Here is a 22201-nt window from a genome sequence, read left to right as displayed (position 1 = left end):
GGCTACTTGATCATGTAGATCGTGGCGAAAAGGCCGATCCAGACGACATCGACGAAGTGCCAGTAGTAGGACACGACGATCGCGGCGGTCGCCTGCTCGTGCGTGAACCTCTTGGCCGCGTAGGTGCGGCCGAGGACCAGCAGGAAGGCGATCAGACCGCCCGTCACGTGCAGGCCGTGGAAACCGGTGGTCAGGTAGAAGACCGAGCCGTACGGGTCGGACGAGAGCGAGAGGCCCTCGTGCTTGACCAGCTCGGTGTACTCGTACACCTGACCGCCGATGAAGATCGCACCCATGATGAAGGTGACGATGAACCAGCCCCGGAGCTTCTTCACGTCACCGCGCTCGGCGGCGAAGACGCCGAGCTGGCAGGTGAGGGAGGAAAGCACCAGGATCGTGGTGTTCGTCGCCGAGAACGGGAAGTTCAGGGCGTCGGCCTTCTCATGCCAGAAGTCCGGACCGGTCACCGATCGCAGGGTGAAGTACATCGCGAAGAGGGCCGCGAAGAACATCAGCTCGGAACTCAACCAGATGATGGTTCCGACGCTGGTGAGGTTCGGTCGGTTGACCGACGGGTGCGCGTGACCCTTGTCTACTGTCGTTGCTGTCGCCACGACCGACATTATGTCGGTCGCTTATCCCGCCCTCACTCCGGGGGGTGCCGTTCGGAGTGTCTTCCCCGTTCGTACCGGTGTTGACGTGGTGTTCAAGGGAGTAGCATCCGGCCCAACGGGCCTGTCCTTACGACGCTGACGTCACGGAGGAACAATGCAGCCGACCGCCACGGTGCTGGTCTACAGCGACGACTCCAACACCCGCGAACAGGTGAGGCTGGCCACCGGGCGCCGGCCTGCTCCGGACGTGCCGGTGGTGCAGTTCCTGGAGTGCGCGACGCCGGAGGCGGTGGTGCGTGAGCTGGACAAGGGCGGCATCGACGTCTGCGTGCTGGACGGTGAGGCCGTGCCCATGGGGGGCATGGGGGTCTGCCGGCAGATCAAGGACGAGGTGTTCAACTGCCCGCCGGTGCTGCTGCTGATCGGGCGCCCGCAGGATGCGTGGCTGGCCACCTGGAGTCGGGCCGAGGCGGCTGTGACGCTGCCTGTGGAGCCGGTGGAGTTCGCGGGGGCGCTGGCCTCTCTGTTGCGCACGCAGAGGCTTCAGAGCGCGTAGGGAGCCCGCCGGGCCTGGCGATTCAGACGCTCTGCGGCCTCAGCCTTGCCCGTTCCGACGGGCTGGGGCCGTCCGGGGTGCCGCCCACCAGCGCGCTGCCGTTGCGCCAGTTCTGCCACTCCAGGTTCCAGTCGCCGAAGCCGTTGCCGAACGGTTCCATGGTGTTGCCGTACGAGTTGATGACCTTGACGATGTCGCCCTCGCGGACGTTGTCGAAGAACCACTCGGCGTTGGCGGTGCTCATGCCGGTGCAGCCGTGGCTGACGTTGGCGGAGCCCTGGGAGCCGACCGACCAGGGGGCGGCGTGGACGTATTCGCCGCTCCAGGTCACCCGGGTGGCGTAGTAGACCGGTAGGTCGTAGGACTCCGCGGAGCCTTCGGCTATGCCGATGCTCGTGCCGCGCATGCGTACGAAGTACTCCTTGCCCAGTACGACCTTGACGCCGTTGCGGGTCTCGAAGCCGGGCTTGCCGGTCGTGACTGGTACGGACCTGACCTCCTCGCCGTTGCGGTAGAGCGTCAGCTGGTGGGACGCGGCGTCCGTGACGGCTATGACCTGGTCGCCCGTGTTGATGCGCAGCGGCTTGGCCTTGCCGCCCCAGAGCCGGTCGCTGACCTTGATGCCGTCCAGGTTGCTGCGGGCCTGGATGGTGGCGTTCGCGGGCCAGAACTCCTTGGGGCGGTAGTGGAGTTTCTTGTCGTCCACCCAGTGCCAGTTGCCCTCGACGGCGGGCGCGGAGTCGACCTTGAGGGCCCGCTCGACTATCGCCCGCTGGTTCCGGTCCTTGATGGGCTGGCTCAGTTCGGCCGTGACGGGCTGGCCGACGCCGTAGGTACCGGTCTTGGGGCCGAACGTCACCGTCAGGTGCTTCTTGCTGGTCGGCTTGCTGGTGTCGAAGGCGAGGACCTTGCGGCCGGGGGCGCCGTCCTCGTCCTCGGTGCTCACGCGGACCGTGTAGCGGGCGTTGGCGGCGAGCGGAGAGGTGCTGTGCCAGCGGGTGCCGTCGGCGGAGAGTTCGCCCGCGACGTAGCGTCCTGCGGCGTCCCTGGCGGTGACGTCCGTGATACGGCCGTCGGAGTCCTCGGCGGTGACTTCCAGGGGCTTGTCGGGGTCGGCCTTCTTGCCGTCTCCCGCGGGGCCGTTGAAGGCGATCTGGTCCGCCGCGTCGTACGGCTCGGCGGACAGCGGGTTGCCGTCGCCGCTGCACCCGGCGGCGCTCGCGCCGAGCGCGATCAGCAGGAGCGTGCAACCTATGACGGAGCCCTTGCTCGGTTTTCTGCTCATGGCCTCACGCTAGGAAGCAGCGTCGGCCGCGGCGCGCCGGATAAGGCGTACGGGTGATCGTGGCTACGGCAAACGAAGGAACCCGGACACTCCTGACGGAATGTCCGGGCCCCTGAGAGCTCAGCTCGTGTTACTGGGTGCGGTTCTCACCGCGGTAGTACTCGAAGACCCAGCCCCAGATGCCGACCAGGATCAGCGGCGCCGAGAAGTACATCAGCCACCAGCCGATCGCGATCGACAGGAAGGCGAGTGCGCCTCCGATCGCGAGGGAGAGCGGCTGCCAGCTGTGCGGGCTGAAGAACCCGACCTCGCCGGCGTCGTCCGCCACGTCCGCTTCCTTGTTGTCCTGCGCACCCGCGTCGATCCGCCGGGCCGTGAAGCCCAGGTAGAAGCCGATCATGATGCACAGAGCGAAGGCCAGGAAGAGGGCCGTGGTACCGGCCGGCTCCTTCGACCAAACGCCGTAGACGACCGCCATGGCGAGGATGAAGACGCTCAGCCAGGTGAACATCGTGCCCTGAGTCTTCACTTGCCGGCCTCCTTGCCACCAGCCAGAGCCTTCTCACCGTGAGGGGCGTTCTCGAGCTGGTCGAGAGCGGCGATCTCAGGGTGATGCAGGTCGAACGCCGGGGATTCGGAACGGATCCGCGGCAGAGTGAGGAAGTTGTGCCGCGGCGGCGGGCAGGACGTCGCCCACTCCAGCGAGCGGCCGTAGCCCCACGGGTCGTCGACCTCGACCTTCTTGCCGTACTTGGCGGTCTTCCACACGTTGTAGAAGAACGGCAGCAGCGACGCGCCGAGCACGAACGAGCTGATCGTCGAGATCGTGTTCAGGGCGGTGAAGCCGTCGGCCGCGAGGTAGTCCGCGTAACGACGCGGCATGCCCTCGGCACCGAGCCAGTGCTGCACCAGGAACGTGCCGTGGAAGCCGACGAACAGCGTCCAGAAGGTCATCTTGCCGAGGCGCTCGTCGAGCATCTTGCCGGTCATCTTCGGCCACCAGAAGTGGAAGCCGGAGAACATCGCGAAGACGACGGTGCCGAAGACGACGTAGTGGAAGTGCGCCACCACGAAGTACGAGTCGGACACGTGGAAGTCCATCGGCGGCGAGGCCAGGATGACACCGGTCAGACCACCGAAGGTGAAGGTGATCAGGAAGCCGACCGCCCAGAGCATCGGTGTCTCGAAGGACAACGAGCCCTTCCACATCGTTCCGATCCAGTTGAAGAACTTCACGCCGGTTGGTACGGCGATGAGGAACGTCATGAAGGAGAAGAACGGCAGTAGTACGCCGCCGGTGACGTACATGTGGTGCGCCCACACCGTCACGGACAGACCCGCGATCGCGATGGTCGCCGCGATCAGACCCATGTAGCCGAACATCGGCTTCCGGGAGAAGACCGGAATCACTTCGGAAATGATTCCGAAGAAGGGCAGGGCGATGATGTACACCTCTGGATGGCCGAAGAACCAGAAGAGGTGTTGCCAGAGCAGGGCCCCGCCGTTGGCCGAGTCGAAGATGTGGGCGCCGAACTTGCGGTCCGCCTCCAGCGCGAACAGCGCCGCCGCGAGGACGGGGAAGGCGAGCAGGACCAGGACGGCCGTCAGCAGCACGTTCCACACGAAGATCGGCATGCGGAACATGGTCATGCCGGGGGCGCGCATGCAGATGATCGTGGTGATGAAGTTGACCGAGCCGAGGATGGTGCCGAAGCCGGAGAAGGCCAGACCCATGATCCACATGTCGGCGCCGATACCCGGGCTGCGGACCGCGTCCGACAGCGGGGAGTAGGCGAACCAGCCGAAGTCGGCCGCGCCGTCCGGGGTGAGGAAGCCACCCACCGCGATGAGCGAGCCGAACAGGTACAGCCAGTAGGCGAACATGTTCAGCCGCGGGAACGCCACGTCCGGCGCGCCGATCTGCAGCGGCATGATCCAGTTCGCGAAGCCGGCGAACAGCGGCGTCGCGAACATCAGCAGCATGATCGTGCCGTGCATCGTGAACGCCTGGTTGAACTGCTCGTTCGACACGATCTGAAGACCGGGCCGGGCGAGCTCGGCGCGCATGATGAGCGCCATCACGCCACCGATCACGAAGAACGCGAACGACGTGACGAGGTACAGCGTTCCGATCGTCTTGTGGTCGGTGGTGGTGAGCCACTTGACCACGACGTTGCCGGGTTGCCTGCGCCGGACCGGCAGCTCGTTCTCGTACGAGTCCTCAGCTGCCGCGGCACCCTGGGGTTCGTTGAGGATGCTCACAGGTTGTTCGTCTCCCGGTTCTTCTCGTGGCTCGTCTGCGCGATGCCGGCGGGAACGTAACCGGTCTGCCCCTTCTTGGCGAGGTCCTTGAGGTGCTGCTCGTAGCGCTCGGGGGAGACGACCTTCACGTTGAACAGCATCCGGGAGTGGTCGACGCCGCACAGCTCGGCGCACTTGCCCAGGAAGGTGCCCTCCTTGTTGGGGGTCACCTCGAAGGCGTTGGTGTGGCCCGGGATGACGTCCTGCTTCATCAGGAACGGCACCACCCAGAAGGAGTGGATGACGTCACGCGAGGTGAGGACGAAGCGGACCGTCTTGCCCTTGGGCAGCCACAGGGTGGGGCCGGGGTTGCCCGTCTGGGGGTTCCGGCTGCCGGGGGTACCGGCGTCGTAGACACCGCCCGCGTTCGCCGGGAAGTCCTCCTTGAACCGGTCCGGAATGGCCGCCAGGTTCTTGTCGGTCTTCGCGTTGCCCGTGGAACCGTCGACGGGCTGGACGTAGTTGAAGGCCCAGCTCCACTGGTAGCCCACGACGTTGACCGTGAGGTCGGGCTTGTCCTTGAGGCTGAGCAGCTTCGTCTCGTCGCGGGCCGTGAAGTAGAAGAGCACCGAGACGATGATGAGCGGGACCACGGTGTACAGCGCCTCGATCGGCATGTTGTACCGGGTCTGCGGAGGAACTTCGACCTTGGTGCGGCTGCGCCGGTGGAAGACGGTGCTCCACAGGATCAGGCCCCAGACCAGCACGCCTGTGGCGAGCGCGGCCGCCCACGACCCCTGCCACAGGGAGAGGATCCGCGGAGCCTCTTCCGTGGTCGGGGTGGGCATACCAAGACGGGGGAAGTCCTCCCAGTTGTACGAGCAACCGGTGGCTGTAGCCAGGACCAGGCCCGCAGTCATTGCCTGCAGCAGCTTCCGCCGCATCGGGCGCCGCGGCGAGCGGTCGGAGCCGTTGGGACTCACGTAGCGCCTTCCCGAGAGTCTCGCCCGCGCGGATCGGCTGCGGCCTTCTCGCTGGTCGGTCGCCGCCCTGCGTCGGGCAGGGGTTTGGATGTTTATGCGGACCAAACCCTAGCCGACGCCCTCCGGGGGTTCGCGGGGAGGGGGGCCTACTGGGGTGGGGGGTTCGCTTGATTGGCGGCTGCGGGTTGTTTGTGGCTGATCGCGCAGTTCCCCGCGCCCCTGAGGTCCGCTGCCCTGCTGGACGTTCTAGCGTTGCTGTGTGGCTTACTTCGACGCTGCTTCCAGTGCTCCCCTTCATCCCGTTGCCCGGCAGGCCCTGGTGGCCTCCCTCGATGAGGGGTGGGCCGATCCTGCCCGTCTTTACAGGGAAGGGCGGCGGGCGCGGATGTTGCTGGACGCCGCTCGGGAGGCGGCTGCCGAGGCTGTGGGGTGCCGGGCCGACGAGTTGGTGTTCACCTCTTCGGGGACGAAAGCCGTCCACTCGGGTGTCGCCGGGGTGTTGGCGGGGCGTCGGCGCGCCGGACGCCACCTGATCGTGTCTGCGGTCGAACACTCCTCTGTGCTCCATGCGGCTGACGCGCACGAGGGCGACGGGGGGACGGTCACTCAGGTGGCGGTGGATCGTGCGGGGGCGGTGGGCGTCCAGGCGTACGCGGATGCGCTGCGGCCGGACACCGCGCTGGCGTGTCTGCAGTCGGCCAACCACGAGGTGGGGACCGAGCAGCCGGTGGCCGAGGTGGCCGCCCTGAGCCAGGAGGCCGGGGTGCCGCTGCTGGTTGACGCGGCGCAGTCGCTGGGGTGGGGGCGCGTCGAGGGCGCCTGGTCGGTGTTGACCGGAAGTGCCCACAAGTGGGGTGGTCCGTCGGGGGTCGGGCTGCTTGTCGTGCGCAAGGGCGTGCGGTTCGCCGCGCAAGGGCCCGCGGACGAGCGGGAGTCCGGGCGGGCCCCCGGGTTCGAGAACATCCCGGCGATCGTCGCCGCGGCGGCCTCGCTGCGGGCCGTACAGGCGGAGGCGGCCCAAGAGTCGGTACGGCTGCGGGAGCTGACGGAGCGGATCCGGGCACGAGTGCCGCAGCTGGTGCCGGATGTGGAGGTGGTCGGTGATCCGGGACGGCGACTGCCCGGCATCGTCACCTTCTCCTGTCTCTATGTGGACGGGGAGATCCTGCTGCACGAGCTGGACCGCGCCGGGTTCTCGGTCTCCTCGGGCTCGTCCTGCACGAGCAGCACGCTGACTCCCAGCCATGTGCTGAAGGCGATGGGCGTGCTGAGCGAGGGGAACGTACGGGTGTCCCTGCCGGTCGGGACGGCGGAGGAGGACGTCGAGCGGTTCCTGGAGGTGCTGCCGGCGGCGGTGGCCGGGGTCCGGGAGAAGCTGGGGGCGCCGACGCCCAGCACGGTCGTACGGGAGGACGTCCTGGTCGTGGACGCCCTCGGCAAGCTCTGTCCGCTCCCGGTCATCGAGCTGGCCAAGGTCATCGGCGAGGTACCGGTCGGCGGCACGGTCCGCGTCCTCGCCGACGACGAGGCCGCCCGCCTGGACATCCCGGCCTGGTGCGAGATGCGGGGCCAGGAGTACATCGGTGAGGAGCCGGCGGAGCGAGGAACTGCGTACCTCGTCCGCCGGGTGGCCTGAACGCCCTGCCGGTGAACCGTCGCGGGATCAGCCCAGGTGGGTCCGCACCTCTTCACCCGCGTCATGCCCGTACGCCTTGGTGAACCGGTCCATGAAGTGTGCCCGGCGCAGCTGGTACTCCTGCGTGCCCACCGTCTCGATGACCAGCGTCGCGACCATGCAGCCGACCTGCGCGGCGCGCTCCAGGGACACACCCCACGCCAGCCCCGACAGGAACCCGGCGCGGAAGGCGTCGCCGACACCCGTGGGGTCGGCCTTGCGCTCCTCCTCGGGGCAGCCGACCTCGATCGGGTCCTCGCCGTCCCGCTCGATGCGCACGCCCCGCGCGCCGAGGGTGGTGACGCGGTGGCCGACCTTGGAGAGGATCTCCGCGTCGCTCCAGCCGGTCTTGGACTCGATGAGGCCCTTCTCGTACTCGTTCGAGAAGAGGTACGTCGCACCGTCCAGCAGTATCCGGATCTCGTCGCCGTTCATGCGGGCGATCTGCTGGGAGAAGTCGGCGGCGAAGGGGATCGCGCGGGAGCGGCACTCCTCCGTGTGGCGGAGCATGGCCTCGGGGTCGTCGGCGCCGATGAGGACCAGGTCCAGGGCGCCCACGCGGTCCGCGACGGTCTTCAGCTCGATCTGCCGGGCCTCGCTCATCGCACCGGTGTAGAAGGAGCCGATCTGGTTGTGGTCGGCGTCGGTGGTGCAGACGAAACGGGCGGTGTGCAGGGTCTCTGAGATGCGGACCGACCCGGTGTCGACACCGTGCCGGTCGAGCCAGGCCCGGTACTCGTCGAAGTCGGAGCCCGCGGCGCCGACGAGGATCGGCTTCGTGCCCAGCTGACCCATGCCGAAGGCGATGTTCGCGCCTACGCCGCCCCGGCGTACGTCCAGGTTGTCGACCAGGAAGGACAGCGAGACCGTGTGCAACTGGTCCGCGACGAACTGGTCGGTGAAGCGACCGGGGAAGGTCATGAGGTGGTCGGTGGCGATGGAGCCGGTGACTGCGATGCGCACGGCGTGGAGTCTCCTGCGAAGAGGATGGGTTGACAGTTCACGCTACCGTTCGTGACCTGGACTCTGAAGCAGTCAAAACTACCCGATAGTAGATCTTTCTTCGCGGGTGTTCGCGTGCCTACGGTGCCGCTATGACGAAATTCGAGGTCCGTGCCACCGCTGAGGCCCACCGGGAGGCCGGCCTGGCGTCGCTGCTCGGTGACTGCGCGCGGATGGCTCCCCACTGGGCCGCTCCCGACCGCGTCCTGTCCCGTCCGGTCTCCCCGTCACTCATCCACGGGGTGACCGTGCCGCCGAGGTCGGCACGGCTGGTGGACGCGATGTCGGACTACGGCGACTGATCGAAACGACCGCCGTTCGTCCGGAATACGCCGGCCCGTCCAACTCCGGCGGCTCGATCGGCGCCCTTCAGGGAACCGTGCGCTCCCCCGCTGCGTCCCATCGCTGTCCCCCGTAAAGGGGATGCGGGATACGACCCGGCAGACCGTCCCTTTTGACAGGGTCGGGTCAGGGTCTTGGGACATGCGCGCAGCCGAAGGAGCGATGCGGTGAACACCGAGCGACCCGAGAACGACGACACGGGCGCCGACGGCTCCGCCGAGGAGCAGGGCACCCGGGAGGAGAAGGGCGCCGCGGGTACCGAGGCATCCGGTACCGGGGCTTCCGGCGCCGTGACGGACGGCACCGGGGCTCCCGATGCCGGGGGCGAGGGCGACGCCGGGGCCCGCAAGCCCGAGGGCGATGCCGAGGTCGGGGAAACCGGGCGCGCCCCTGAGGCCGGCAGGACCGACGGCGAGCGCGACGGTGCACGGAGCGCCACCGGCGCCGCCGGCGGGGAGCGGGCCGGGGACGGGGAGGCTGCTGCGCCCGCTGCCGCTGCTGAAGCGGAGCCGACCTCGCCGGCCGGAGCGGATCCCGCTGCTGCCACTGCCGCTGCCGCTGCCGCTGCCCATGAGCATGAACATGAGCATGGAGCCGACGGTTCGAGCCGGCGCCGCTCCCCCGCGATCATCGCTTCCGTCGCCGCCGCCGTCCTGCTCGTCGGGGGTGGCGGGGCCTACCTCGCCGCGAACGCGTCCGGGGGTCCGGACGGCGGTACGACGTCCGGGGCGGCCGACGACGGCACTCCCCCGCCGCTCCACCTCGACGGTTACACCGAGGGCGGCGGCACGAAGGGCATCGCGCCCGGTGAGCCCAACCCGTACGGCGTCACCTACAAGGCCGGCGGGGAGCTGGCGGACGGCCCCGGCTCGGCGCCCGTGTACCGGGCCGGCGGCGAGGTCGGCGCCGACGAGGTGGCCCGGCTGGCCGAGGCGCTCGGGATCGACGGCAAGCCGGTCGCGCAGGGGCAAACCTGGCGGGTCGGGGCGAAGGACGGGGCGGGGCCCAGCCTCCAGGTGAACAAGCAGGCGCCGGGGACGTGGACCTTCTACCAGTACGCCCCCGGCACGGATGACTGCCAGTCCATCACCACCTGCTCGAAGGGATCGCCTGACGCGGGCGGCGACCCGGTGAGCGAGGCCGCCGCGAAGAAGGCCGCCGCGCCGGTACTCGATGCGGTGGGTCAGGATGACGCGAAGCTCGACGCGAGCCAGCTCATGGGCGGCCGGCGCGTCGTCAACGCGAGCCCGGTGGTCGGCGGTTTGCCCACCTACGGCTGGACGACCGGGGTAACCGTGAACGCCCAGGGCGAAGTGGTCGGCGGCAGCGGCCAGTTGGCGGCGCCGGTGAAGGGGGACACGTACCCCGTCCTGGACGCCGAGAAGACGCTCGGGCTGATGAACGCGGCGCCGGGGACCGACGGCCGCATGGGCATCGGCGGCTGCGCCAGCCCCGTACCGCTGAAGGACCGTCTTGAGGCGCCCTGCGGCTCCTCCGGTGCGGAGGCTTCGACGGATGCGGGTACCGGTACGGACATGCCGGCCAAGGACACCCTCACGGTCGAGAAGGCCGTGTTCGGGCTCGCCTCGCACTTCGTCGACGCGCGGCAGGCGCTGGTGCCGTCCTGGCTGTTCGAGGTGCGGGCGCCGGGCGCGAAGGACAGCTTCACGGTGACGCATCCGGCGGTCGACCCGAAGTACCTGGTGTCGACCACGCCGTCGCAGGAGCCGCCCGCTCAGCCGAGCCCGCGGCCGTCCGGACCCAAGGACGAGCCGACGGCGGCGCCGGTCACGCGGAACGTGGGTGTGGACGCCTACGCCGTCGACGGCCGGGAACTGACCGTGGCCTTCACGGGCGGTGTGTGCGCCGACTACAAGGTGACCGCGAGTGAGAGCGGCGACGAGGTGACCGTTCGGGTGACCGAGACGTCGCAGCCGGACAAGGTCTGCATCCTGATCGCCAAGGTGTTCCACAAGACCGTGCAGCTGGACGAGCCGCTCGGGGACCGCAAGGTCGTGGGCACGGACGGCCAGGACGTCCCGCTGGAGAAGCCGGGGACGGTCCGGCCGGAGACGTCCGGGGCCCGGTAAAGGGCCCACGGACACGGGAAGGCGGCGGCCCCGTCGGAGGGGGTCGCCGCCTTCTCGCTTCTCGCGTTTCGACCGGGTCGGCCGGTCAGCCGACTTCGACTGAGCGGACGGCTTTGCCGGCCGGTTTCGGCCGGGTCAGCTGAAGGAGTCGCCGCAGGCGCAGGAGCCGGTCGCGTTCGGGTTGTCGATCGTGAAGCCCTGCTTCTCGATGGTATCCACGAAGTCGATGGACGCGCCGCCCAGGTACGGGGCGCTCATGCGGTCGGTGACGACCTTCACGCCGCCGAAGTCCTTGACGACGTCGCCGTCGAGGGAGCGCTCGTCGAAGAAGAGCTGGTAGCGCAGGCCGGAGCAGCCACCGGGCTGTACGGCGACACGCAGGGCCAGGTCGTCACGGCCTTCCTGGTCGAGCAGGGCCTTGACCTTCGCCGCAGCGGCGTCGGACAGGATGATGCCGTCGGTGACGGTGCTGGTCTCGTCCGATACGGACATCTACATCTCTCCCGGGTTGTTCGGAGACTGCTTGCCGACGGTTGCAACCGACGGGGCCGCGGATTCATTCCGGGCCGGGCGTTCGTCTTTCGGTCCTTCTTCATGCTCGCACACGGCGCCCGCAGCGGAAAACGACCGATTCGGGAATACGCGGGCCTGTCGTCGGGATTCACGTCACATCGACATGATGGCCATCGTCAAACTGACGTGAACCGGTTATGATAGATAACGTCAATTCGACGAGAAGTCGAAGAAGGTGTCCCGCTTGACCCGCCGGGTCCGGATTTTCCCGGTGCCGGCGAGCCGCAGAACAGAAAGGGTGCGTGTCGTGACCACCGCCCAGACCCAGGAGCTCGACGTACAGCCGACGCCCCTCGCCCTGCTGCTCCTCGGCCGTGAGGCCGACCCGAGGAGCGAGCGTGGCGTCGAGTGTCCCGGCGACCTTCCCTCGCCGTCCGATCCGGACCTGGTCGAGCGCGCCCGCGCAGCCAAGGAGAAGCTCGGGAACAAGGTCTTCGTGCTCGGCCACCACTACCAGCGCGACGAGGTCATCCAGTTCGCCGACGTGACCGGTGACTCGTTCAAGCTGGCCAAGGACGCGGCCGCCCGCCCGGAGGCCGAGTACATCGTGTTCTGCGGCGTGCACTTCATGGCCGAGTCGGCGGACATCCTGACGTCCGACGACCAGAAGGTCGTCCTGCCCGACCTCGCCGCCGGCTGCTCGATGGCCGACATGGCGACGGCCGAGCAGGTCGCCGAGTGCTGGGACGTGCTGACCGAGGCCGGGATAGCCGAGCAGGTCGTGCCCGTCTCGTACATGAACTCGTCCGCGGACATCAAGGCGTTCACGGGCAAGCACGGCGGCACCATCTGCACCTCGTCGAACGCGAAGCGGGCCCTGGACTGGGCCTTCGAACAGGGCGAGAAGGTCCTGTTCCTGCCCGACCAGCACCTCGGCCGCAACACCGCCGTCCGCGACATGGGCATGTCCCTGGAGGACTGCGTCCTCTACAACCCGCACAAGCCGAACGGCGGGCTGACGGCGGACGAGCTGCGTGCCGCGAAGATGATCCTGTGGCGCGGCCACTGCTCGGTGCACGGCCGCTTCAGCCTCGACTCGGTGAACGACGTGCGCGAGCGCATCCCGGGTGTCAACGTCCTCGTCCACCCGGAGTGCAAGCACGAGGTCGTCGCCGCCGCGGACTACGTCGGCTCGACGGAGTACATCATCAAGGCCCTGGAGGCCGCCCCGGCCGGCTCGAAGTGGGCCATCGGCACGGAGCTGAACCTGGTCCGCCGGCTGGCGAACCGTTTCGCGCCGGAGGGCAAGGAGATCGTCTTCCTCGACAAGACGGTCTGCTTCTGCTCGACCATGAACCGCATCGACCTCCCCCACCTGGTCTGGACCCTGGAGTCGCTGGCCGAGGGCAACCTGGTCAACCGGATCGAGGTCGACAAGGAGACCGAGGCGTTCGCGAAGCTGGCGCTGGAGCGGATGCTGGCGCTGCCGTAGGTCTGTCGATGGCCCCGCTTCAGGCGCTCACCCCGACACGGGTTTCCGGTCGGGGTGGGCGGGGTCGAGGGTGAAGAGGTCGCCGTCGGGCGTGGCGGCGATCAGGGAGCCGTCACGGACCATCACCTCGGGCAGCGACCGGCTGCCCGCGTTGGTCACCCGTTGGGCACGCGGCAGGGTCTCCCACAGCAGCGTGCCCTTCTTCGTGTCGAGGGCGGCGACACGGCCGCTGGCGCTGGACAGGTAGACCGCTCGGGACCGCGGGTCGTGGGTGACGCCGCTGGGCGTCTCCAGACTCGTCGCGGTCTGCCACAGCCGCTCGCCCGTCCGGACCGACACGGCGCTCACCTGGCCGGAGGACGTGACGAACCACAGCGTGTCGTCCCCGAGCGTCACCACGCCCTCGAACTCCTGCGCCAGCTTCGTCGAACGGCCCTCACCGGTCTCCGGGTCCACCAGCCGGATCCGGGAGAACGGCCCCTCGTCGCCGGCCGGGATGTTCCCCTCCTCGTCCTCGGCCGGGTCGACGTAGAGCAGGCGGCCGTCGAACGTCCCGACGAGGGTTCCGCGATTGGGCACCTTCACTCGCCGAACCGAGCCGTCGGCCCGGTCCAGCTCCATGAGCAGGATGTTCTCGGAAGGCGCGAACTCGGCGACGCACTCCAGGCGGAGGGCCTCGCCCACATCCGCGGCGTCGCAGTACTGCCCCGCCGGCAACGGTGTCGTCCAGCGCTCGGCGCCGGTGCGTGCCGAGCGGGCGGTCACCGCGCGGGCACCGTCGGCCGCCATGACCACGAGGCTGCCGGAGACCGCCGGGGACATCCCGTTGTTCGCCACCTTCCGATGCCAGAGCCGCTCACCGGTCCCGGTGTCGAGAGCGGCGACCGTCGTGGTCGACGCCTCCCCGGCGACAGGGGTGAAGTCCTGCTGGACCAGCATCGCGTCGTCCACGAGGCCGAGGACGGAGAAGGTGTACGTCCCCTGGCGCCGGCCCGGCGGCAGCACGTCGGCCCGCCAGTCGATCCGCCCGGTCAGCCCGTCGAGGCGCATGGGCAGCACACCGTCACCCGCGCAGTAGACGGCACCCTCGTACAGCCGGCATTCCGGGCCCTCTCCCAAGCCGGTCCCGCCGGCCGACCCCTTCTTCACGCCGTGCGCGGCGGTGGCGTCCACCGTTGTCTGCCAGGGCTTCCAGCCGGCCGGCATGGCCGCCCACCGGGAGGGCGCGGATGCGGCGGTGTCCGCCTCCGTCGGGGCGTCCTCGTCCCCCACTCCGGTCCCGAGCAGCAGGTATCCCGTCAGGCCGAGCGCGAGAGTGCCGACCGTGCCGGCCGTGGCCCACAGCGGACGTATACGACTGCGTCGTCGGCCGGGGGCCGCGGCGCCGGGGTCGGCGACCGCGGCGGGCCGGGTCCGGACCAGGGCCATCTCCTCCGTGCGCAGCGTCACGGTGGGCTGGTCGTCCGCACCCGTCTCCGGCAGCGCGGCCACGAACTCCCGCGCCAGTTCGTCCAGTTCGGGCCGGTCGGCGGGATCCTTGGCGAGGCAGCGCTCCAGGATCGCGCGAAGGGGCTGCGGTACGCCGTCCAGGACCGGGGCGTCGTGGACGACCCGGTACGCCGTGAGATAAGGGCTGTCCGCGTCGAAGGGGCCCCGCCCCGTGATGGAGAAGACGAGCAGAGCGCCGAGGGAGAAGACGTCGGAGGCCGGCTCCACCGAACGGGCGTCGGTGAGTTGCTCCGGAGACATGTACGGCGGGGTGCCGATCATCTGCCCGGTCTCGGTGAGGGTGTTGTGGTCCTCGGCCGCACGCGAGATGCCGAAGTCGATGACACGCGGGCCGTCGTCCGCGATGAGAACGTTGGCGGGTTTGAGGTCCCGGTGGACCACCCCCGCCCGGTGGATGTCCCGCAGCGCCTCCACCAGACCGAGCGTCAGCCGCCGCAGTTCGGTGCCCTTCAGCGGACCCTGGTCGCCGATCCGGGCGGCGAGGGAGAGCCCGGGCACGTACTGGGTGGCCATCCAGGGCCGTACCGCCTCCGGGTCGGCGTCCACCACCGGTGCGGTGAAGGCGCCGCTCACCTTGCGGACCGCCTCGATCTCCTGCCGGAAGCGGGCGCGGAAGACGGGGTCCTCGGCGTACTGGGAGTGCACCACCTTGACGGCCACCTCACGGCCCGAGCGCGACCTGCCCCGGTAGACGACCCCCATGCCCCCGGACCCGAGCCGGTCGACCAGCTTGTAGCCGCCGACCGATCGCGGATCGTCCTTGTGCAGCAGCACGCGCGGAGCCCTCCCCCGTCAGGCAGTTCGAGGGCTCAGGATACGTAACGGTAGACGGCCCGGTCCGGGCGAGGAGCCCTTGGAACTCCGGGTCCCCCCTGGCCGAAACGCCGAGACCGGCGCCGCCTGGATCGGCTCGCGTTCACCGGACTAGCATGATCGTTCGCATGTGCGATGAACGGTGAAGTTTTCGGCGGGGTTTCGGCGGGGGTTGTCTTGAGCGCGGGTGCCATGGGGCTGCGGGTGCGGTTGGCGGATCTGGCGGCGACCGGGCAGGGCGATCTGCGTGCGGCCGTGGGGGAGTTCCGGCGCGGTGAGGTGCTGGTGCCGGTGGTGGATGACTCGTTGCTGTCGGTGGCTGCGGGCGGGGTCCGCTGGCTGTTTGCGTTCACGGATGACGCGGCGTTGGCGCGCTTTGCGCAGGCGCGTGGTGAGGCGGTGCCGGAGCGGGTGCCGGTGTACGGGGCGCGTTTGCTGGACCAGGTGGTCCCGGAGGTGGCGAAGGCGGACGGACGGCCGGTCGGGATCGCGGTGGACGCGGGCAGTCCGGCTGGCCTGGTGCTGCCTCCGGCGAAGGGGGTTGTTCCGGACGCGGTGGCTGTGGACACGGTCGTGGACTCTGAAGGGGTGGACGCGTGAGCGGCGGTGACGGTTACCGGGTCGATCCGGAGGCGCTGGAGCGGATCACCCGGGGCATCAACCTGGCGATCGACGAGCTGAAGGAGCTGGGCTTCGACATCGAGGCGGCCCAGGGCCGGGGCTTCGACGACCTGGAGCTGGCCGGTCTTGAGGTGGGGGACGCGAACCTGCGCCAGGTGTTCGCCGACTTCTGCGAGCGGTGGGGCTGGGGGGTGCGTGCGCTGATGCAGGACGCGAACGGGTTCGCGCAGCGGCTCAACCTGTCGGCGGGGCTGTATCACGAGCAGGAGCAGTACGTGTCGAACACCGTGAAGACGGTGTGGACGGCGGCGGCGGGCAACCCATACCTGTCCGAGGAGGAGGTCGAGCAGCGTTCCTGGTCGCAGACGTTGAACGACAACTCCGTGTCCCACTTCATGAACGCGGATTACAGCGCGGAGTCCATGCAGGCCGGCGACCAGGCGGCCCGGCAGGCCTGGGCGCAGGCGAAGGAGGACCTGGAGACGTCGACGGTGACCCCGGACGCGCCGTTCGATTCGCGGACCAACTGGCAGCCGGACGGCCCCGAGGCCTCGGCGTTCGGGGAGGTTGAGCGCTGATGGGCCTGGGGGACATGGTCAACGACCTCGGGGACGGCCTGGAGAGCGCTGTCGACGGCGTGAGCAAGGGTGTCGGCGAAGCCGTCAACTGGGGCACGGACAAGGCGGCGGACGGCCTGTCGGCGGTCGGCGCGGACGGCGCGGCCGAGGGGGTACGTGACTTCGGGGAGGGGGTGAACAACCGGCTGGGCGGCGATGTCGCCGAGCGCCGGCTGGGAGAGAGCGAGGACCCCAGGGAACTGGTCCACGGCAGCCCACAGGCACTCGAGGCACGGGCGAGGCATCTGCGGGACTTCTTCCGGGCGTTCGAGAGCGTCGGCCAGGGGATGCGCTCGTTGGACGGCGAGGGCTGGCAGGGCAAGGCGGCGGACGCCTTCCGCGAGAAGTTCGACATGCATCCCAAGCAGTGGCTGAAGGCGGCCGACGCCTGCGAGGCAGCCGCCAAGGCGCTGGAGGCGTACGCGGACACGGTGCGCTGGGCGCAGGGGCAGGCGCAGACGGCGATCGACGCCTACCGCACCGCGCAGGAGGACAGCCGGCGGGCGGTGGATGCGCACAACGCTCAAGTGACGGCGTACAACCAGGCCGCCGACCAGTACAACGCGGCGGCTTCGGCGGGACGCAACCCGGGCCGCAAACCAACCGAACCGGGTGCCTTCGTCGACCCGGGCGCGGCCGGCCGACGGGAGGCCGAGGAGATCCTGGCCGAGGCGCGCCGCCAGCGCACCGACGCCGCCCGCGACGCGCAGCGCCGGGTGGCCGCCGCGCTGGAGAAAGCTCCGCCGAAGCCGGAGTTCACCGACCGGTTGAAGGCCGACGCGGTGGACGCCGTCGTCAGCACGCAGCTGAACCAGGCCCATGTCCTGGGCGGTCTCCTCAAGGGAGGCGCTGACCTGGTGAAGCTGGTCCGCACCGTCAACCCGATGGACTCCTACAACATCACCCACCCCGGCGAGTATGTGAAGAACTCCAACATGCTGCTGGCCGGCCTGGTGGGCACCGCCGCCCATCCCGAACGCCTGCCGAAGGCCGTCATCGGCAGCGGCTGGAGCAGCGACCCGGGCGACTCCCTGGGCTACCTCGCCTCGAACCTGATCGGCGGCAAAGGCGCCACGAGCATGGCCCGAGGGGCCGGACGCAGCGCGGCCAAGGGCGCGGCGAGTGGAGCGGGGCGCAGGAGCCTCGGCGAGGCGGCCGAGGGGATCAAGAATTTCGCTCGGGAGCTGAAGTGCAAGGTGTTCGGCGGCGACCCGATCGACATGGCCACCGGCCGCATGTCCTTGCCGCAGACCGACACCGCCCTGCCCGCCAAGCTGCCCCTGGTCTTCTCCCGGCAGTTCGAGTCGTCGTACGAGGCCGGACGCTGGTTCGGCCCGAAGTGGACCTCCACCGCTGACCAGCGCCTGGAGATCGACGCCGAGGGTGTCATCTTCATCCGTGAGGACGGCTCCCTGCTGGCCTACCCCCACCCCGCTCCGGGCGTGCCGACCCTGCCCCTTGAGGGCGGCCGATACCCCCTCACCATCGACGCCTACGGCGACTACGCGATCACCGACCCCGCGGCCGGCCGCACCTGGCACTTCGCGGCCCCGGGCGGCGACGGTAACGGCATCGCCCTGCTGGAGCAGATCACCGACCGCTCCGGCCAGTGGCTCACCTTCGAATACGACAACGAGGGCGCCCCCACCGCGATCGTGCACTCGGCCGGCTACCACCTCGGCATCAAGACCACCGAGGACCGAATAACCGCCCTGCGCCTGGCCGACAGTACGGCGGACAGCAGCGGCGACGTCGAGCTGGTCCGCTTCGGCTACGACGAGCACGGTCACCTGGCGGCGGTAACGAATTCGTCCGGCACACCGACCCGTTTCACCAACGACGAACTCGGCCGCCTCACCGCCTGGACCGACACGAACAACTCGTCCTACCACTACGTCTACGACGACGAGGGCCGCTGCACCTCCCAGTCGGGCGAAGCAGGCCACCTGCGCAACACCTTCACCTACGGCGACATCGACCCAGCGACCGGCCACCGGACCATCACCGCGACCAACTCCCTGGGCCACAGCACCCGTTACGACGTCAACAGCGATTTGCAAGTGGTGGCCGAGACCGGCCCCGACGGGTCGACGACCCGCACCACATACGACCGCTTTCACCGCCCGCTCACCATCACGGACCCCCTCGGCCGCACACAGAGCTACGCGTACGACGAGGCAGGTCGACTCGTGATGGCCGTCCGCCCCGACGGCCGCTACACCAGCATCGGCTACGACGACCGGGGCCGGCCGGTGGCCATAGCAGGCCCGGACGGCGCCCACGGCGCCCAGCAGTTCGACGAGTTCGGCAACCGCACTCAGGTGACCGACACCATTTCGGGAGCCACGACCCGCTTCGCCTACGACGACCTCGGTCACCTGGCGTCGGTCACGGACGCGACGGGCGCGACGAGCACGCTCCGCTGCAACACCGCGGGCCTGCCCCTGGAGGTCACGGACCCGCTCGGCGCGGTGACCCGCTACGAGCGGGACGCCTTCGGCCGGCCGACCACGATCACCGACCCGACGGGTGCGGTGACCTGCCTGGAGTGGACGGTGGAGGGCCGCCTGTCCCGCCGTATCACCGCGGACGGCGCCACGGAGACGTGGACGTATGACGGCGAGGGCAACACCACCAGCCACACCGACGCCATGGGCGCCGTATCCCGCTACGAATACACCCACTTCGACCTGATGTCGGCCCGCACCGGCCCGGACGGGGTGCGCTACGAATTCACTCACGACACCGAACTTCATCTGACAAAGGTCACGAACCCGCAGGGTCTGACCTGGTCGTACGAGTACGACGCGGCCGGACGGCTGATCGCGGAGACGGACTTCGACGACCGCAGGCTGACGTATGAACACGACAGTGCAGGCCAGTTGACCGCCAGCACGACGGCCTCCGGCCTGAGCATCTGCTTCGACAGGGACGTGCTGGGCCGCGTGGTGAGGAAGGACGCGGCCGGAGCGGTCACGACGTACGCGTACGACGCGACGGGTGGCCTGGCCCGGGCAGTCAGCCCGGATGCGGTCCTGACGTTGCAGCGGGACGATTCCGGGCGCCTGCTGTCCGAGACGGTCAACGCCCGCAAGCTCAGCTACACTTACGACGTCCTGGGCCGCCGCACCAACCGCACCACACCGACCGGCGCGAGCAGCACATGGACGTACGACGCGGCGGGCAACCGTACCGAACTGACGACCAGCGGCCACACCCTCACCTTCACCCACGACGCGGCCGGCCGCGAACTGACCCGCCACATCGGTGAAGACCTCACCCTCACCAACGCCTTCGACCCCCTGGGCCGCCTGACGAAGCAGGAACTCACCGGACCGGGCGACACGCGCCTCCAGCACCGCGCCTACACCTACCGCGCCGACGGCAACCTGACCGGCATCGACGACGACCTGAACGGCCCCCGCCGCTTCGACCTGGACGCGGCAGGCCGGGTCACCGCCGTCCACGCCGCGAACTGGACGGAGTCCTACGCCTACGACGCGGCAGGCAACCAGACTCGAGCCGCTTGGCCGGACTCCATGCCGGGCCAGGAGGCAACCGGGGATCGCACCTACACCGGCACCCGAATCACGCGCGCGGGCAACGTCCGCTACGAGCACGACGAAGCCGGCCGGATCACCCTGCGCCAGAAAACCCGCCTGTCCCGCAAACCGGACACCTGGCGCTACACCTGGGACGCCGAGGACCGCCTCACCTCCGTCGTCACGCCCGACGGCACCACCTGGCGCTACCGCTACGACCCCCTGGGCCGCCGCATCGCCAAACAACGCCTTGCTGCCGACGCCCAAACCGTCCTGGAACAGGTCGACTTCACCTGGGACGGCACGACCCTGTGCGAACAGACGACGCGCACGCCCGGCACCGACCAGTCGGCCATCACCCTCACCTGGGATCACCAAGGCCTACGCCCGTTGACCCAGACCGAACGCAAGACGGCGGGCGACGCGTCCCAGGACGAAATCGACGAGCGCTTCTTCGCGATCATCACCGACCTCGTCGGCGCCCCAACCGAACTCGTGGATGAGCACGGTGACATCGCTTGGCGTACACGCCGCACCCTTTGGGGCACCACCACCTGGGACCGCAGCGCCACCGCCTACACGCCCTTGCGCTTTCCAGGACAGTACTTCGATCCCGAAACCGGCCTCCACTACAACTCCCACCGGCACTACGACCCCGAGACCGCCCGCTACACCACCCTCGACCCTCTGGGGCTTACACCCGCGCCCAACCCAACCGCCTATGTTCGCAATCCTCATTGGCTGATAGACCCATTGGGGCTCGCCCCTTGCCCTATAGGCGGCAAAGAGAACCACGTTCCGCTCAACTCCGGACGCGGGGACGTTGTATACGCTGCACAGGATGAAGCACTACATGAGGTACTGCGGCGCCACGGCGTGACCGATCCATCCCTGATCGAGAGAACACCCCAGTGGGGAAAGAATCCAAACCTGACAGGGCCCAATGGGGAGCCATGGGAAACGATATCCGCCATCAGCTCCAATGGGAATATTATAGAAATCGGACATCACGCCAACGGACACTACTTCAAAGATGCGGATCAGTGGGCACTACCCCACTACCATGGCCCGAATGGCGAACATGTCTACTATGGGAGCATGGACTCCGGATATGGACTAGCAGGGAGGCCTAGAAATGCCGAGTGATACCAACCCAGGGACGTCGACAAAGGTCATTTTCGGCCAACATGAATGGGATTCTAAAGGAATCGGGTCACACATCTCTGCACTTGAGGGCGAACTCTCCGGAATTTCCGCCTTCTGGATCACTTGTGACCCAATTGACGAAATGGCCTGCCTCCAGGAAACGGTATCAGCTTTCTCTGGACATCAGCTGTTCTCTTGGGAAACTAAGATTTCTACAGATGGCCAGACGTCATCCCCTCAGGGCCCCAGCGCCTACCTGACAAAGTTTACCAAGCGGGCGGCACTCAATAAATTCCCACGAATGCCGTTCGTCGAATCCGTCTATAGACGCTACCCGCATTTCAGCTTCGGCGACCATGCGGAAATTGAGCCACTACTGCACAGGAAATCGGGGTATGCCCTGGGCATCGCGACGGAAACCTGTTCCCCGACAAGGTGGACAGGTGCAGCACAGTTGCTTGAAAGCCACTTTTCACTCTCCTTTGACTTTGAGAACAACATCGAGTTCGAATCGATCCGAAGGAGGCACGTGGCCCTCTATATTTCGACGGCAGTCAACATGGGCGTCATGCCCCTGGTTCCAATCGACAAACATCCGGCAGCCGGCTCCGTGATCTTCTGCCAAAGCCGCTCTTATGAATCAGTGGCCGAAAATTTGGCTATGAATTCTGTCGTGCTGCATGGTGAATCGGGTGTTAGGGAGATCGCCAGGTTGGTCGACGGTGGTAGCGGGCTGGCCTATCTCTGAGCACAAGGGGTTACACAACTCGTAGAGGAAGCCACAAAAGAGCTGCCGACTCAGGTCGAGTGGACTCTCGACAGGAGCAGCAGAAATTGGATTCTCCTGCCATCCGGATCTTGAGCGAGGCACAGGGGCTTGCGAATCCCGCGTTCGCAGACGCCGTACACTCGACCAATGTCCATGATCAGGAATTCTGTCTCAGAGCGCTGGCAGATATTGAGTTGATCATCCAGCGCCTTCAGGAGACCTCCCCCAGACGACTGATCCTTTGATGCTCAGAGCGACCTGCCCCGAGCAGATTTCGCAATTTCGTAGGGAGGCTCACCGCTGTGCCTCAGATGGCAACTCTGAGCATCCTTTCCGTCGAGTCGGTGAAGCCCAGCAGCCCCAATGCGGCGGGCCGCGCGGCCGTGTGCGT

17 protein-coding genes are annotated in these 22201 nt (G+C 68.3%); 9 read left to right on the top strand and 8 right to left on the bottom strand.

Going from position 1 to position 22201, the window contains the following annotated elements; genetic code table 11:
* Positions 1-2: 2 nt before the first annotated feature.
* Positions 3-623, bottom strand: coding sequence for an aa3-type cytochrome oxidase subunit III (ctaE, locus tag ACZ7L5_RS07665; protein ID WP_019756799.1), 621 nt, complete (start codon positions 621-623; stop codon positions 3-5).
* 145 nt (positions 624-768) lie between these two features.
* Between ctaE and ACZ7L5_RS07660 the strand changes: the two genes are divergently transcribed.
* Positions 769-1170, top strand: a complete 402-nt coding sequence (locus tag ACZ7L5_RS07660) for a response regulator (protein ID WP_328428292.1) — start codon at positions 769-771, stop codon at positions 1168-1170.
* A 22-nt stretch (positions 1171-1192) separates the two neighbouring features.
* Here the strand turns inward: ACZ7L5_RS07660 and ACZ7L5_RS07655 are convergent, their stop codons facing one another.
* The 4 genes from ACZ7L5_RS07655 to ctaC form a co-directional block, all read right to left on the bottom strand.
* Complete coding sequence (locus ACZ7L5_RS07655) at positions 1193-2455, bottom strand: L,D-transpeptidase (protein ID WP_471515213.1); 1263 nt, start codon at positions 2453-2455, stop codon at positions 1193-1195.
* 130 nt (positions 2456-2585) lie between these two features.
* A complete protein-coding gene (locus tag ACZ7L5_RS07650; protein WP_328882172.1) occupies positions 2586-2984 on the bottom strand; it encodes a cytochrome c oxidase subunit 4 in 399 nt (132 codons plus the stop codon).
* Positions 2981-4717: an aa3-type cytochrome oxidase subunit I gene (gene ctaD / locus ACZ7L5_RS07645; RefSeq protein ID WP_328882171.1), complete on the bottom strand. Its 1737-nt coding sequence runs from the start codon at positions 4715-4717 to the stop codon at positions 2981-2983. Before ctaD ends, ACZ7L5_RS07650 begins: the two co-directional genes overlap by 4 nt.
* Positions 4714-5679: an aa3-type cytochrome oxidase subunit II gene (gene ctaC, locus ACZ7L5_RS07640; RefSeq protein WP_328428288.1), complete on the bottom strand. Its 966-nt coding sequence runs from the start codon at positions 5677-5679 to the stop codon at positions 4714-4716. Before ctaC ends, ctaD begins: the two co-directional genes overlap by 4 nt.
* 259 nt (positions 5680-5938) lie before the next feature.
* Between ctaC and ACZ7L5_RS07635 the strand changes: the two genes are divergently transcribed.
* A complete protein-coding gene (locus ACZ7L5_RS07635) occupies positions 5939-7315 on the top strand; it encodes an aminotransferase class V-fold PLP-dependent enzyme (RefSeq protein WP_471515211.1) in 1377 nt (458 codons plus the stop codon).
* A 27-nt stretch (positions 7316-7342) separates the two neighbouring features.
* Here ACZ7L5_RS07635 and ACZ7L5_RS07630 read toward each other — a convergent pair whose 3' ends face one another.
* A complete protein-coding gene (locus ACZ7L5_RS07630) occupies positions 7343-8317 on the bottom strand; it encodes a carbohydrate kinase family protein (RefSeq protein ID WP_328882169.1) in 975 nt (324 codons plus the stop codon).
* A gap of 131 nt (positions 8318-8448) precedes the next feature.
* Between ACZ7L5_RS07630 and ACZ7L5_RS07625 the strand changes: the two genes are divergently transcribed.
* The gene (locus ACZ7L5_RS07625; protein WP_471515209.1) at positions 8449-8658 is read left to right on the top strand and encodes a hypothetical protein; all 210 of its coding nucleotides are present in this window, start codon (positions 8449-8451) and stop codon (positions 8656-8658) included.
* Positions 8659-8865: 207 nt separating this feature from the next.
* The gene (locus ACZ7L5_RS07620) at positions 8866-10788 is read left to right on the top strand and encodes a hypothetical protein (protein ID WP_471515207.1); all 1923 of its coding nucleotides are present in this window, start codon (positions 8866-8868) and stop codon (positions 10786-10788) included.
* Positions 10789-10923: 135 nt separating this feature from the next.
* Here ACZ7L5_RS07620 and ACZ7L5_RS07615 read toward each other — a convergent pair whose 3' ends face one another.
* Entirely contained in the window at positions 10924-11280 is a 357-nt protein-coding gene (locus ACZ7L5_RS07615; RefSeq protein WP_030582488.1) for an iron-sulfur cluster assembly accessory protein, read from the bottom strand.
* 328 nt (positions 11281-11608) lie between these two features.
* Here ACZ7L5_RS07615 and nadA point away from each other — a divergent pair, with 328 nt between their 5' ends.
* Positions 11609-12793, top strand: coding sequence for a quinolinate synthase NadA (gene nadA, locus ACZ7L5_RS07610; RefSeq protein ID WP_467482454.1), 1185 nt, complete (start codon positions 11609-11611; stop codon positions 12791-12793).
* A gap of 27 nt (positions 12794-12820) precedes the next feature.
* Here nadA and ACZ7L5_RS07605 read toward each other — a convergent pair whose 3' ends face one another.
* On the bottom strand, positions 12821-15076 hold the full coding sequence (locus ACZ7L5_RS07605; protein ID WP_471515205.1) for a protein kinase domain-containing protein: 2256 nt from the start codon (positions 15074-15076) through the stop codon (positions 12821-12823).
* Positions 15077-15250: 174 nt separating this feature from the next.
* Between ACZ7L5_RS07605 and ACZ7L5_RS07600 the strand changes: the two genes are divergently transcribed.
* The 4 genes from ACZ7L5_RS07600 to ACZ7L5_RS07585 are packed head-to-tail and all read left to right on the top strand — an operon-like array spanning position 15251 to position 21789.
* Entirely contained in the window at positions 15251-15715 is a 465-nt protein-coding gene (locus ACZ7L5_RS07600) for an SseB family protein (protein WP_471515203.1), read from the top strand.
* Positions 15712-16314, top strand: a complete 603-nt coding sequence (locus ACZ7L5_RS07595) for a hypothetical protein (protein ID WP_471515201.1) — start codon at positions 15712-15714, stop codon at positions 16312-16314. Before ACZ7L5_RS07600 ends, ACZ7L5_RS07595 begins: the two co-directional genes overlap by 4 nt.
* Positions 16314-21041, top strand: coding sequence for a putative T7SS-secreted protein (locus ACZ7L5_RS07590; protein ID WP_471515199.1), 4728 nt, complete (start codon positions 16314-16316; stop codon positions 21039-21041). The genes ACZ7L5_RS07595 and ACZ7L5_RS07590 overlap by 1 nt, the downstream gene beginning before the upstream one ends.
* Positions 21031-21789: a hypothetical protein gene (locus ACZ7L5_RS07585; protein WP_471515197.1), complete on the top strand. Its 759-nt coding sequence runs from the start codon at positions 21031-21033 to the stop codon at positions 21787-21789. Before ACZ7L5_RS07590 ends, ACZ7L5_RS07585 begins: the two co-directional genes overlap by 11 nt.
* Positions 21790-22201 lie beyond the last annotated feature (412 nt).

Source organism: Streptomyces sp. NPDC107528, assembly GCF_055639295.1.
This window is presented reverse-complemented; position numbering and strand designations above follow the sequence as displayed.

Coding starts and splice junctions, on each gene's coding strand:
- ctaE (WP_019756799.1), bottom strand. CDS start 623: ATGTCGGTCGTGGCGACAGCAACGACAGTAGACAAGGGTCACGCGCAC.
- ACZ7L5_RS07660 (WP_328428292.1), top strand. CDS start 769: ATGCAGCCGACCGCCACGGTGCTGGTCTACAGCGACGACTCCAACACC.
- ACZ7L5_RS07655 (WP_471515213.1), bottom strand. CDS start 2,455: ATGAGCAGAAAACCGAGCAAGGGCTCCGTCATAGGTTGCACGCTCCTG.
- ACZ7L5_RS07625 (WP_471515209.1), top strand. CDS start 8,449: ATGACGAAATTCGAGGTCCGTGCCACCGCTGAGGCCCACCGGGAGGCC.
- ACZ7L5_RS07615 (WP_030582488.1), bottom strand. CDS start 11,280: ATGTCCGTATCGGACGAGACCAGCACCGTCACCGACGGCATCATCCTG.
- ACZ7L5_RS07600 (WP_471515203.1), top strand. CDS start 15,251: ATGAACGGTGAAGTTTTCGGCGGGGTTTCGGCGGGGGTTGTCTTGAGC.
- ACZ7L5_RS07590 (WP_471515199.1), top strand. CDS start 16,314: ATGGGCCTGGGGGACATGGTCAACGACCTCGGGGACGGCCTGGAGAGC.
- ACZ7L5_RS07585 (WP_471515197.1), top strand. CDS start 21,031: ATGCCGAGTGATACCAACCCAGGGACGTCGACAAAGGTCATTTTCGGC.